Origin of the sequence: Streptomyces noursei ATCC 11455 (genome assembly GCF_001704275.1) — a bacterium.
Lineage (GTDB): Bacteria > Actinomycetota > Actinomycetes > Streptomycetales > Streptomycetaceae > Streptomyces > Streptomyces noursei.
In genome coordinates this window covers 6451452-6464539 of sequence record NZ_CP011533.1, presented here as the reverse complement: position 1 = coordinate 6464539, position 13088 = coordinate 6451452, and the positions used below count along the sequence as shown (strand labels likewise).

General features: G+C 71.5%; 10 protein-coding genes and 1 tRNA gene. 5 read left to right on the top strand and 6 right to left on the bottom strand.

Features of this window, described 5'->3' with window-relative positions; translation table 11 throughout:
* Positions 1-25 precede the first annotated feature (25 nt).
* Together SNOUR_RS27445 and SNOUR_RS27440 are read right to left on the bottom strand one after the other, a co-directional pair.
* Positions 26-1312, bottom strand: a complete 1287-nt coding sequence (locus SNOUR_RS27445; RefSeq protein ID WP_067358858.1) for a hypothetical protein — start codon at positions 1310-1312, stop codon at positions 26-28.
* Positions 1313-1490: 178 nt separating this feature from the next.
* Positions 1491-2660 carry a steroid 3-ketoacyl-CoA thiolase gene (locus SNOUR_RS27440; protein ID WP_067352091.1) on the bottom strand — a complete coding sequence of 390 codons (1170 nt, stop codon included), beginning with the start codon at positions 2658-2660 and terminating at the stop codon, positions 1491-1493.
* A 279-nt stretch (positions 2661-2939) separates the two neighbouring features.
* Between SNOUR_RS27440 and SNOUR_RS27435 the strand changes: the two genes are divergently transcribed.
* Complete coding sequence (locus SNOUR_RS27435; RefSeq protein ID WP_067352088.1) at positions 2940-4172, top strand: cytochrome P450; 1233 nt, start codon at positions 2940-2942, stop codon at positions 4170-4172.
* Here SNOUR_RS27435 and SNOUR_RS27430 read toward each other — a convergent pair.
* The gene (locus SNOUR_RS27430; RefSeq protein WP_067352085.1) at positions 4144-4518 is read right to left on the bottom strand and encodes a hypothetical protein; all 375 of its coding nucleotides are present in this window, start codon (positions 4516-4518) and stop codon (positions 4144-4146) included. The two genes, SNOUR_RS27435 and SNOUR_RS27430, sit on opposite strands and share 29 nt — an antisense overlap.
* Before the next feature lie 10 nt (positions 4519-4528).
* A complete protein-coding gene (ctaD, locus tag SNOUR_RS27425; RefSeq protein WP_067352082.1) occupies positions 4529-6202 on the bottom strand; it encodes an aa3-type cytochrome oxidase subunit I in 1674 nt (557 codons plus the stop codon).
* A 127-nt stretch (positions 6203-6329) separates the two neighbouring features.
* On the opposite strand from ctaD, the gene SNOUR_RS27420 reads away from it, so the two are divergent.
* The 4 genes from SNOUR_RS27420 (at position 6330) to SNOUR_RS27405 (ending at position 11188) form a co-directional block, all read left to right on the top strand.
* Positions 6330-6869 (top strand): RNA polymerase sigma factor, encoded by a 540-nt coding sequence (locus SNOUR_RS27420; RefSeq protein ID WP_067352080.1) that lies wholly within the window; start codon positions 6330-6332, stop codon positions 6867-6869.
* Entirely contained in the window at positions 6862-7896 is a 1035-nt protein-coding gene (locus tag SNOUR_RS27415; RefSeq protein WP_067352077.1) for a CU044_5270 family protein, read from the top strand. The genes SNOUR_RS27420 and SNOUR_RS27415 overlap by 8 nt, the downstream gene beginning before the upstream one ends.
* Positions 7897-8389: 493 nt before the next feature.
* Positions 8390-9871, top strand: a complete 1482-nt coding sequence (gene proP / locus SNOUR_RS27410; protein WP_174717901.1) for a glycine betaine/L-proline transporter ProP — start codon at positions 8390-8392, stop codon at positions 9869-9871.
* A gap of 177 nt (positions 9872-10048) precedes the next feature.
* Positions 10049-11188 carry a DUF2330 domain-containing protein gene (locus SNOUR_RS27405; protein WP_067352074.1) on the top strand — a complete coding sequence of 380 codons (1140 nt, stop codon included), beginning with the start codon at positions 10049-10051 and terminating at the stop codon, positions 11186-11188.
* A gap of 9 nt (positions 11189-11197) precedes the next feature.
* Here SNOUR_RS27405 and SNOUR_RS27400 read toward each other — a convergent pair whose 3' ends face one another.
* On the bottom strand, positions 11198-12121 hold the full coding sequence (locus SNOUR_RS27400; RefSeq protein ID WP_067352071.1) for an MBL fold metallo-hydrolase: 924 nt from the start codon (positions 12119-12121) through the stop codon (positions 11198-11200).
* A gap of 769 nt (positions 12122-12890) precedes the next feature.
* A tRNA-Gly gene (locus SNOUR_RS27390) sits at positions 12891-12962 on the bottom strand.
* Between the last annotated feature and the right edge of the window lie 126 nt (positions 12963-13088).

Sequence of the window (13088 nt, the reverse complement as noted above, 5' to 3'; positions counted from 1 at the left end):
CGGGCGGCGGCCCGGCCGGGGCGCGTCAGCCGAGCGCGGGCAGGGTGCGGGATATCTCGGGCTGCGAACGCCGGAACGAGGTGCTGTGGTCGGCGTCGGCGCCCTGGTCGACGACCCGGGGCGCGGCGCCGTGGCCGCGCAGGTCCCGGGCGCAGGTGCGGGTGTTGGCCAGGGGGACGTCGCGGTCGCCGGTGGCGGTGTAGAGGGTGATGCGGACGCCCGGGGCGGGCCGCCAGTCGCAGGTGCGGTCGTTGACCCGGAGGGCGTCGCGCAGGGCGCCGGTGGGGTGGTGGAGCTTGTCGAGCCAGGCGTCGGTCAGCAGGTCCTCGATGCGGTCGGGCAGCTTGCCGGCGATGTCCCCGGCGGGGTGGTCGCCGTCGAAGAGGGCCTCGACGCGGTCGGCGTAGGGGGCGCGGAACACCTGCGCCGGGTGGTCGTAGAGCGGGTGCAGACGGTTCTGGGCGGTGAGGAAGAAGGCCAGGTAGAAGACGGCGGAGCGGGGGCCGACGCGGCCGTCGAACATGCCGGGGAGTTCGCTGCCGAGGAGGTCGTAGGGGCCCGCGACGGGTGCCAGCGTGCCGAGCCGGAAGCCGGGGGCGGCGCCGTCGGTGAGCGCGCGGCCCAGCGCCATGGCGACCTGGCCGCCCTGGGAGAAGCCGGTGACGGACACCGTGCGGCCGAGGTGCGCGCCGAGCCCGGGGGCGGCGGTGCGCGCGGCCCGGAGCAGGTCGAGGGAGGCCGTCGTGGCGGACCGGGCGTCCATGTACGGGTGGCGGCCGGGGCCGGTGCCGAGGCCGAGGTAGTCGGGGGCGAGGGCGGCCCGGCCGGCCGCGGCGTACACCGCCGTCGCCGTGCGGTCGGGGCCGTCGGCGACCGAGGGGGCGTAGCCGCGGTAGGCGAGGGTGCCATGGGCGTGGACCACCGGGGGCAGGGGGCGGCGGCCGGTGCCGAGGGGGAGGACGAGCAGGCCGGAGGCGGTGGTGGGGCGGCCGTCGGGGGTGCGGGTGCGGTAGGTGAGGCGGTGGAGGGTGACGTCGTGCCGGACCGTGCCGGCGTCCAGGCCGGCCTGTCGTGCCTGGGCGATGAGGGTGGCGCGGTCGCGGGTGCCGAGGGGCGTGACGGAGAGCAGGGTGCCGCGTGCGTCGGGGGTCGGCCCGGTGGTGTCGGCGGCGGGGTGCCGTGCGGTGGCCGCCGCCGGGTGCGCGGCGGTCGGCGGGGCCGCCAGGGCGGGGGCGGCGGGGAGCGCCGCCAGCAGCACGGCGGCGCCGGCCGCGGCGAGGCGGAGTGCGGGGCGTGAGGTGGGTCGCTTCATGGGCATGACGCTACGGGGATCCGGCCGGCCGCGACATGAGGGTTTGCCCCCAACTCCCCTGGGGTTTCCCTCAGTTTGAGCATCGAGGGCCGGCCGGGGCGCCCGACCGCCCCCCGGTGCCCGACCCCCGGCACCCGCCAGGTCGTGTCCGTCCGCGACGCCCCGCCCGCCCCGGTCCCTACAGCCGCTGGATGATCGTCGCGGTGGCCAGCGCCCCGCCCGCGCACATCGTGATCAGGGCGAACTCCTTGTCGCGGCGCTCCAGTTCGTGCAGGGCGGTGGTCAGCAGGCGGGCGCCGGTGGCGCCGACGGGGTGACCGAGGGCGATGGCGCCGCCGTTGACGTTGACCTTCTCCAGATCCTGGTCGAAGACCCGGGCCCAAGAGAGCACGACGGAGGCGAACGCCTCGTTGATCTCGACCAGGTCGATGTCCTTGAGGGACATGCCGGCCTTGCCGAGTACGGCCCGGGTGGCGTCGATCGGCCCGTCGAGGTGGAAGTGCGGGTCGGAGCCGACGAGCGCCTGGGCGACGATGCGGGCCCGGGGCCTGAGCTTGAGGGCGCGCGCCATCCGTTTGGACGCCCACAGCAGCGCGGCGGCGCCGTCGGAGATCTGCGAGGAGTTGCCGGCGGTGTGGACCGCGGTGGGCATCACCGACTTGAGCCGGCCCAGCGCCTCCATGCTGGTGTCCCGCAGCCCCTCGTCGCGGTCGACCAGTCGCCACATCCCCTGGCCGGCGGCCTGCTCGTCCTCGGTGGTGGGGACCTGGACGGCGAAGGTCTCCCGCTTGAAGCGTTCCTCGGCCCAGGCGGCGGCGGCCCGTTCCTGGGAGAGCAGGCCGAGCGCGTCGACGTTCTCGCGGGTCAGGCCGCGGTGGCGGGCGATCCGTTCGGCGGCCTCGAACTGGTTGGGGAGGTCCACGTTCCACTCGTCGGGCCAGGGCTTGCCGGGGCCGTGCTTGGAGCCGCTGCCGAGCGGGACGCGGGACATCGCCTCGACGCCGCAGCCGATGCCGATGTCGATCACGCCGCCGGCGATCATGTTGGCGACCATGTGGTTGGCCTGTTGGGAGGAGCCGCACTGGCAGTCCACGGTGGTGGCGGCGGTCTCGTAGGGCAGGCCCATGGCGAGCCAGGCGTTGCGGGCGGGGTTCATGGACTGTTCGCCGGCGTGGGTGACGGTGCCGCCGACGATCTGTTCGACGCAGTCGGGCTGGATGCCCGTACGGGCGAGGAGTTCGCGGTACGTCTCGCCCAGGAGGTAGGCGGGGTGGAGGTTGGCGAGCGCGCCCTGGCGCTTGCCGATCGGGGTGCGTACGGCTTCGACGATGACGGGTTCCGCGGCCATGACTCAACTCGTCCTCTCCTCGCGTCCGCGGACGTCCCGGCGCCCACGGAGGGAAGAACTAGTACGCGTTCTAGTTCTGCGCACAGTCTTATGAGCCGTCCGGTGCGGCGCAAGAGGGCTGCAGGCCCTTGTGCGCAAGAGGTGTTGCCGTGACCCTTGCCACTTGGAGAGCTCGTCACTACCTTCACCGCGACCTGCATCTGATGGCCCGTCAGACACCCGATGGTGGGACGCCGGTGCCGTCAGGGCGTCCCACGCCAGCTGGACCAGGAGTCGCCGATGCACTGCCCCGCGCTGCCCGAAGGGTTCGACTTCACCGACCCCGACGTCTACCAGTCCCGGGTCCCGCTCCCGGAGTTCGCACGGCTGCGCCGGACCGCGCCGGTGTGGTGGAACGCCCAGCCGCACGGCATCGCCGGCTTCGACGACGACGGCTACTGGGTCGTCACCCGCCACCAGGACGTCAAGGAGGTCTCCACCAGGCCGGAGGTCTTCTCGGCCAATCTGAACACCTCGATCATCCGGTTCAACCAGGGCATCTCCCGCGACCAGATCGAGGTCCAGAAGCTGATCATGCTGAACATGGACCCGCCGGAGCACACCCGGGTCCGCCAGATCGTGCAGCGCGGCTTCACCCCGCGGGCCATCCGCGCCCTGGAGGACGCCCTGCGCCGGCGGGCCGAGCGGATCGTCGAGGAGGCCCGGGACAGGGGCTCCGGCGACTTCGTCACCGACATCGCCTGCGAGCTGCCCCTCCAGGCGATCGCCGAACTCATCGGCGTCCCGCAGGAGGACCGGGCCCGGATCTTCGACTGGTCGAACAAGATGATCGCCTACGACGACCCGGAACTGGCCATCACCGAGGAAGTCGGCGCCAACGCGGCGGTGGAGCTGATCTCGTACGCGATGAACCTCGCCGCGGCCCGCAAGGAGTGCCCGGCCAAGGACATCGTCAGCCGGCTGGTGGCCGCCGAGCACGAAGGGAACCTCGGCTCCGACGAGTTCGGGTTCTTCGTGCTGCTGCTGGCGGTGGCCGGCAACGAGACCACCCGCAACGCCATCACCCACGGCATGCACGCCTTCCTCACCCACCCCGACCAGTGGGAGCTCTACAAGCGCGAGCGCCCGGGGACCGCGGCCGAGGAGATCGTGCGGTGGGCGACCCCGGTGGTCTCCTTCCAGCGCACCGCCACCCAGGACACCGAACTGGGCGGCGCACACATCAAGAAGGGCCAACGGGTCGGGATCTTCTACTCCTCCGCCAACCACGACCCTTCGGTCTTCGACCGCCCCGAGGTCTTCGACATCACCCGCGATCCCAACCCCCACCTGGGCTTCGGCGGTGGCGGCCCGCACTTCTGCCTCGGCAAGTCGCTGGCCGTGCTGGAGATCGACCTGATCTTCAACGCCATCGCGGACGCCGTGCCCGGGATCCATCTGGCCGGCGACCCGCGGCGGCTGCGCTCCGCCTGGCTCAACGGGGTCAAGGAACTCCGGGTGCACTACCGCTGAGGGAGAGCACCGCCAGGGTGAGCACCTCCAGGGCGCCGACACCCAGCAGCGCGGCCACCATGCGGCGGCGCAGCGTGCGGTAGACGCCCTCGTACTCGGCCCGCAGCGACGCGCTGCGGGCCGCGACGCGCTCCAGATAGGAGCGGGAGACCTCGCGCCGCTCCCGGCAGTAGTGCCGGAGGACGTCCTCCCGTTGGGAGTCGGTGAGCCAGGGCAGCCGGGCGCAGAATTCCTCCGCCTGGCCGCGGGCCCGCTCCCGCTCCGCCTCCCACAGCAGATAGCCCTCGATGTCGTTGATCGCCTCCGCCATCCGAAGGTCCTCTCCCCCGCCGGTCCGCTCGGTCATGGGCCTTCCCTCAGTGCTCGATCGCGGCCGCGATGTCGGGGTGGTGCAGGTCGAACGCCGGGGATTCGGTGCGAATGCGCGGCAAGGACGTGAAGTTGTGCCGCGGCGGCGGACAGGACGTCGCCCACTCCAGCGAACGGCCCCAGCCCCACGGGTCGTCCACGCCGACCTTCTGGCCGTACTTGGCGGTCTTCCAGACGTTGTAGAGGAACGGCAGGATCGACATGCCCAGCAGGAACGAGAAAATGGACGAGACGGTGTTCAGCGTGGTGAAGCCGTCGGCGGCGAGATAGTCGGGAATGCGGCGCATCATCCCCTCGGCGCCCAGCCAGTGCTGGACCAGGAACGTGCCGTGGAAGCCGACGAACAGCGTCCAGAAGGTGATCTTTCCCAGCCGCTCGTCGAGCACCTTGCCGGTGAACTTCGGCCACCAGAAGTGGAAGCCGGCGAACATCGCGAAGACGACCGTACCGAAGACCACGTAGTGGAAGTGGGCCACCACGAAGTACGAGTCGGAGATGTGGAAGTCCGTCGGCGGCGACGCCAGGATGACGCCGGTCAGACCACCGAAGACGAAGGTGATCAGGAAGCCGATCGCCCAGAGCATCGGCGTCTCGAAGGACAGCGAGCCCTTCCACATCGTGCCGATCCAGTTGAAGAACTTCACACCGGTCGGAACGGCGATCAGGAACGTCATGAAGGAGAAGAACGGCAACAGCACGCCGCCCGTCACATACATGTGGTGGGCCCACACCGTCACCGAAAGACCGGCAATGGAAACCGTCGCGGCGATCAGACCGATGTAACCGAACATCGGCTTCCGGGAGAAGACCGGAATGACCTCGGAAATGATGCCGAAGAACGGCAGGGCGATGATGTACACCTCCGGATGCCCGAAGAACCAGAAGAGGTGTTGCCAGAGCAGTGCGCCACCATTGGCGGCGTCGAAGACATGCGCACCGAATTTACGGTCCGCCTCCAGGGCGAACAGCGCGGCGGCCAGCACCGGGAAGGCGAGCAGGACCAGCACACCGGTCAGCAGCACGTTCCAGGTGAAGATCGGCATCCGGAACATCGTCATGCCAGGGGCACGCATGCAGATGATGGTGGTGATGAAGTTGACCGAACCGAGGATCGTACCGAAGCCGGAGAAGGCCAGACCCATGATCCACATGTCCGCGCCGGCACCCGGCGAATGCACGGCGTCGGACAGCGGCACATATCCGAACCAACCGAAGTCCGCCGCCCCTTGAGGGGTCAGGAAACCGCCCACCGCGATCAGCGAGCCGAAGAGGTAGAGCCAGTAGGCGAACATGTTCAGCCGCGGGAACGCCACGTCGGGCGCGCCGATCTGCAGCGGCATGATCCAGTTCGCGAAACCGGCGAACAGCGGCGTCGCGAACATCAGCAGCATGATCGTGCCGTGCATCGTGAACGCCTGGTTGAACTGCTCGTTCGACATCAACTGATGGCCGGGCCGGGCCAGTTCGGCGCGCATCAGCAGCGCCAGCAGTCCACCGACGCAGAAGAAGCCGAAGGCGGTCACCAGATAGAGCGTGCCGATGGTCTTGTGGTCGGTGGTCGTCAGCCACTTCACCGGGTTCCGCGGCACGGCGGGCCGCGCCACGGCGGCCCGCCGCGCGGTGGGCCCGGCCGCCGGGGAGGACGTTGCGGGGAGCTTCATGCCCCGTAGGTGTCCGCCTTCCCGCGCATCGTCACGGGTGACGGGTGCGAAACGGCCCACCGGGAGGGTGGGATGTGTCACGCGGGAGGGGTGTGACGATCGGGGCGATGCCGGACACAGGGGTTTCATGAGCACGGACGACGCCTTCGCCGAGGCATATCGCGCGCACTACTGGGCGGTCAGCCGCTTCGTGGCGCGGCGGTTGGACGCCCCGGCCCACGAGGTCGAGGAGGTGGTGGCGGACGTCTTCTCCATAGCGTGGCGGCGGCGCGCCGAGCTCCCCGACGCGCCGCTGCCCTGGCTGTACGGGGTGGCCCGGAACTGCCTGGCCAACACGGTGCGCGGGCTCGGCCGCTACCGGCGGCTGCTGCACCGGCTCGGCAACCACGAGGCGGCGCACGGCCGGCAGACCGTTGCGAGCCCGGACGCCGAGCGGCCCGGCTCCTGGGTGCACGAGGCGCTGGACCGGCTGCCCGCCGGCGACCAGGAGGTGCTGCGGCTGACCGCCTGGGAGGAACTGACCGTCGAGGAGCTGGCGGTGGTCCTCGGCTGCGGCCGGAGCGCGGCGGCCATGCGGCTGCACCGGGCCCGGCGCCGGCTGCGCGCGGAGATCGACCGTACCCGGACCACTGTGTCCGTTCGAGGAGGAGGCGACGGCCATGCGTGACGAACTGGAGCTGCTGCGGGCGGCCAACCCGGTGCCCGCCGACGACGGCCGCTGGCGGGACCGCCCGTTGGACGCCACCGCGCAGCGCGCCCTCAACCGCCTGCTGCACAGCACCCGCACCCGGCGGGCCCGCCGCCGTCTGGTGCTGCGCGCCGAGGCGGCCGTGCTGGCCCTGGTCGCGGTGCTCGCCTTCACCCTGACCGACGCCGGCAGCAGCCCGGCCGTCGCGGCGCCGTCCGCGCTCGTCCCGCACGCCGGCCGCCCCGTACCCTCGCTGGACGGGCTGGCCCGCGTCGCGGAGGCCCTGGCCCGCGCGGCCGGCCCCCAGGACGGACCGCGCCGCGGCAGCCACCTGCAGAGCTGGAGCCTGTCCATGGGGACCGGCCCGGACACGGCGTCCCCGGTGACCGTCCCCGAGGAGCGCATCACCCGGTGGAACGCCGACGGCAGCGGCTCCGAACTGGTCGTGGCCACCGACCCGCAGCACCCGGGCCGCCCGGTCATCCACGACGACGACGGCCGCTGGCGGACCGTCAGCGACGGGAAGGTGCTGCACCGCGCGACCTATCCGGCGGGGTCGGGCGCGCGGCACGACGGGCTCGCCGCCCGGACGAAGCCGCCCACCGACCCCACGGCGCTGCGGGCGCTGCTCGCCTCCCTCTACGGCGCGGCGGACGGTGCCGGCAAGGACGCCGGCGCGGCGGCCGTCCCGCAACTGCTGATGGCGCTCTCCTCGTTCCGGCAGGAGTGGACGCCGGGGCCGCGGGAGACGGCGGCGATCGTACGGATGCTGGCGGACACCAAGGGCCTGCGGCCGGTCGGCGCGGTCACCGACCGACTGGGCCGGCGCGGGCAGGCGTTCGTGCACGACGGGCCCGACGGCGCGATGGACGCCACCCGCCAGATGGTGATCCTCGATCCGCGCACCGGCCAACTCCTCGGCACGGAGATCACCTTCACCAGGGACCTGCCCGACTTCCGGATCACCGCGGGCGAGGTGATGTCGTATGAGGCGTGGATGCCGTGAGACGTCCACCGGGAGGCGCCGGCCACGCGGCGCGTGCGGCGGGGCGGCCGCGCCCGCCCGGTGACCGCCCGAGTGGCGGGGCCCGGTCCCATGGCCGATCCTGGAGGGACGCGACGATCCTTCGGCGCGGTGGTGCGGGTGCACCGCCGCGCCGTTTCCGTATACCGCGCCCCGGACTCCGGCCCGCCCCTCCCCCTCTGCCCTTTCCGTGTGCGAACGAACACGCCCCGAATCCACTCCCCCGCGTGACGCGGGCCACAAGAAACCCCTCGGTTGCGGTCGATCCCCGCGAGATGGATCACAAACAAGGGCCGGGAGAAAAAGTTCGCGGATGCATGTTTGCCCAGCGAGGAGAGGGTAGGCGGACGACTGTGCAGTCACTTGCACACTGTCCGTGATGACCCGGTCTGCCCGTATGGTCGTCCTTTGCCCCGTCGCGCCACGGCGGGGCAGGTCCTTGTAGTCGTCCCAGAGAGCGCAGGCGAGCGAACACGTGCCGACGCAGTCCCCCCTCGCACCCGGGTCCCGTACGGGCGACGGCGGAATCGCCGGCGCCGCCACCGGGCCGCAGCAGACGGCCCCCCGGCCGCAGACACCGGGCGAGGTGACGGTCGTCGACCCCGCGATGGTCAAGCGCGCGGTATCGGCGGCCGCCCTCGGCAACGCGATGGAGTGGTTCGACTTCGGCGTCTACAGCTACATCGCGGTCACCCTCGGCCATGTCTTCTTCCCGTCCGGGAACCCGACCGCGCAGCTGCTCTCGACCTTCGGCGCGTTCGCCGCGGCCTTCCTGGTCCGCCCGCTCGGCGGCATGTTCTTCGGCCCGCTCGGCGACCGCATCGGCCGCCAGAAGGTCCTCGCCATCACCATGATCATGATGGCCGTGGGCACCTTCGCCATCGGCCTGATCCCGTCGTACGCCTCGATCGGCGTCGGCGCGCCCATCCTGCTGCTGGCCGCCCGCCTGGTGCAAGGCTTCTCCACCGGCGGCGAGTACGGCGGCGCCTCCACCTTCATCGCCGAGTACGCGCCCGACAAGAAGCGCGGATTCCTCGGCAGCTGGCTGGAGTTCGGCACCCTCGCCGGCTACGTCGGCGGCGCCGGCCTGGTCACGCTGATGACCGCGCTGCTGTCCACCGAGGACCTCCACTCCTGGGGCTGGCGGATCCCGTTCCTGATCGCCGGTCCGATGGGCATCATCGGCCTCTACCTGCGGATGCGGCTCGAAGAGACCCCGGCCTTCGCCCAGTTGGAGAAGGAGGCGCACGCCAAGGAGAAGGAGCGCCGCGCGGCCGAGAAGCGGATCGGCATCCGCGAGATGGTCTTCGGTCAGTGGCGGGCGATGCTGCTGTGCATCGGCCTGGTCCTGGTCTTCAACGTCACCGACTACATGCTGCTGTCGTACATGCCGAGTTACCTCACCTCGGAGCTCAAGTACGACGAGACGCACGGGCTGTTGGTCGTGCTCGGCGTGATGGTCGTGATGATGGGCGTGCAGCCGTTCGCGGGCAAGCTGTCCGACCGGTTCGGTCGCCGCCCGGTCATCGGCGCCGGCTGCGTGGGCTTCCTGGTCCTGTCCGTCCCCGCACTGCTGCTGATCCGGCAGGGCTCGCTGATCGCCATCGCCCTGGGCATGGGCGCGCTCGGCCTGCTGCTGGTGTGCTTCACCGCGGCGATGCCCTCCGCACTGCCCGCGCTCTTCCCGACCAAGGTGCGCTACGGCTCGCTGTCGATCGGCTTCAACATCTCGGTGTCGCTCTTCGGCGGCACGACGCCGCTGGTGGTCACCGCCCTGATCGGCGCGACCGGCAACAAGATGATGCCCGCCTACTACATGATGGCGGCGGCCGTGATCGGCGGCATCGCGGTGCTGCTGATGTCGGAGAGCGCCCGCAAGCCGCTGCCCGGCTCCCCGCCGGCGGTGGAGACCGAGGCCGAGGCCCGGCAGCTCCGCGCGGCGGCCGCGGCGCGCTGACCCGCCCCGCACCCGCACCACGACCCGCGCACGGCCGGTCGTCGGACCTTAACCAAGGGCCCGGCGGCCGGCCGTCGCCGTACCGAATGGCGGTACAAGGGGAACCGGTGACACCGCTCGCCCCGTCTGTGACCCTGGCGATCGCGGGGATCGCCGGGCACGGAACGGGGGACCACCATGCGGGTGGCGGCAGACGCGACGACGGGGACGGCGGCCGCGGCCGGGCGGCGACGGGCGCTGTGCGTCGTCCTGCTCCTCCTGGCGGTACAGCTGGTCTGGCTCGCCCGCCCCGCCTACGCCTGTGGCTGCGGGGCGATGGTGCACGGCCCGAACACCACGATCGGGGTGCACCACGAGACGTCGGTGGTGCGCTGGGACGGCGCCACCGAGCAGATCTCCATGAGCCTGTCGGTCCACGGCACCGCCCCGGACGCCGCCTGGATCATGCCCGTCCCGCACCGCGCCACCGTGCGACTGGGCGATCCCGAACTCGCCGACGAGCTGAGCCGGATCACCGAGCCGGTCACCGAATACCGGCACTACTTCTGGCCGCGCGCCGGCGACTGGCCCTTCAAGTCGGACTTCGGCGGCGCCGGCGACGCGGCCGCCCCGCCCGCCGACTCGTCGGTCGGCGTCGTCGGCCGTGAGCGGCTGGGCCCCTTCGACGTCGCCCGGCTGACCGCCACCGACCCCGACGCGCTGCGCGGCTGGCTCGCCGCCAACGGCTTCAAGCTCCCGCCCGCGCTGGCCACCGCCCTCCGCCCCTATGTGGACCGGCGCTGGGAATACGTGGCGGTCCGGCTCGCCCCCGCCGACCACGGCACCCGCCTCACCGGCACCCTCGACCCGCTCCTTCTCTCCTTCGCCTCCGACCACCCCGTCTACCCCATGCGGCTCTCCCGCCTCGCCACCACCCCGCAGGAGCTGAGCCTCTACCTCCTGGCACCCCACCGGATGGCGCCGCGCAGCGCCATCGGCGGGGCACCTCCGCACGTCGTCTACGCGGGCCGGATCCATCCACAGGACGCCGTCCGCGCCTTCGCCGGCCCCGCCCCGACCTTCCTCACCGCGCTCGACCAGAGCTTCCCCCAGCCCCAACGCATCGACGACGACCACGAGTTCCGCCGTACGGCCGCGGACACCCCGTACCACCGGGTGCGCTACGCCTACTCCCTCCTCCAGGTGGGCGGCATCCCCCTCTGGATCCCCACCGTGGGCGGCGGCACCCTGCTCCTCCTCATGGCCGCCGCGGCCCTGACCGCCGGCCGACGCCGGCCGACGGCCACCCCGGCACCGCCGCCCGCGCCCCCGGTGTGAGCCGCGCGACTACGCCAGGTCCGCCATCCCCCTGACGAGTTCCAGGACCTCCAGGGGCTCCAGGGCGCCGGCGTCGGCGTAGGCGCCCGCGGTCGCCGTGAAGAGCCGCTCGGGGTGGGCCAGGCCCCCGGCGAACTCGGCATGGACGCGGGCTGCCGCCTCGTCGAGCGACAGGCCGCCCTTCGCATGGGCGGTGGCCGCCTCCTGCACCCGCGTCAGACCGTCCCGGAACGCGATCACCTCACCACGCTCCATGAGCGCGCCGTGCCCGGGGACGAACACCTCGGCGCCGGTGGCCAGCAGCGTGTCGACGGACTGCACGCACGCCGCCAGCGACCCCGACCAGACGATCATGTGGCCGCCCTGGAACAGGGCGTCGCCGGCGAAGACGATCCCGTCGCCCGGGACCCACAGCGCGACGTCCCCGGCGCTGTGCCCCGGCCCGAGGTCGATGAGTTCCACCGTGACGTCGCCCACCCGCCTCTCCTCCCGCCCGGTGAAGGTGCGCGTGGGCCCGACCACGGTGATGCCGGAGAAGTCGAAGTCCCCGAAGTGCCGCGCGGCGTAGCGGCTCGTGCTGTCCGTGCCCCGCGCGCGAGAGAGCTGGGTGAGCTGCTCGGGGGTGATCTCATGGCACAGATGCTCCGCGGAGGCCGCGGACGTGATGATCTCGCGCCCGGGGAGCAACTGGTTCCCCCACGTGTGGTCCCCGTTCTGGTGCGAGACGACCACCGTCTCGATCCGGGAGCCGGACGTCGCCCGATCGATCTCCCGCAGCATGGTGCGGGTGGCGTCCAACGTGAACTGCGTGTCGAACAACAGCGCGACACCCTGCGACGACACCACGCCGGCGTTGCTGACCCCCCAGTTCGTGGAGTCCCGTACCCATGCCCAGGTGGTGGCGGAAAGCGAACGGAGTGCAGCGTTCATCATCAAGGTTCTTTCTCCTACGCAAGGTGGTCCACCTCGTACGCTGCCACAGCCCCCCACCGAACGGCCCACCGTCCCCACCCGGAAACGACACCCCGCCCACGCCACCGGACGGATCCCCGCGCACTACGGGGCCCGCGTAGGACCGGACTGCGGCTTCCCGGGAGGCTCCGGGTCGGCCACCCTGAACTTCGCCACGAAGGCGGCCAGGACGTCAGCGGTGAGGTGCCAGGCCATCGCATCTCCAAGCGCCGCTCGCATCGTCTGGCACTGGAACAGCCCAGCTGAACGCCCTGAGTTGTCGTGATCTGGCATCGCGACGGCGATTCGGACCATGAGCCACGCGGCCCAGATCGTCACCGACGACATGCCGTTTCCGGTGGACTCGGTTACACAAAAAGCCGCCTGTCGTGGCGTGCTTGACGTTCAAGAGTCCCCGATGCGGCACGAAACATCCGCCCCGGCACCCGTCCACCTGCCATTTCGTCCATGCCCTATCCAGAAAGTCAAAGTTTGGCCGACGGTTTTGTACACATACGGTGCGTGACGGAGTCCCCTTAGCGAGTGCTGTACTGATTCCATGACTCCGAAAACGAGCGCCACGACAAGACAGCGTCCACAGTTCGAACTCCGCTGGGGAGGGCTGCACTTAACCATCCAGCGCCTGCCGGTGTGGCTGATCACCTTGGTCACCACGGCTACCGGAACAGGGGCCGCCTGGTGGACCAGTCGTTAGACGACAGAACCAGGCTCGACAGTCCTTGCAGGCCGGCGACCCCGGCCGGAGTCGAACCGGCAACCACCCGACCGGCAGTCGGGCGCTCTCCCACTGAGCTACGGGGCCAAGCGCTCAACTCCCGCGCGTCACCCCGGAAGACACCGGGGCGCGCGGGAGGACCCGGGCGGACGCGGCGCTCACGCCTCCACGTCGGACACTGGAGTCCGTGGCGTGGGACCCGCCTTCATCTGC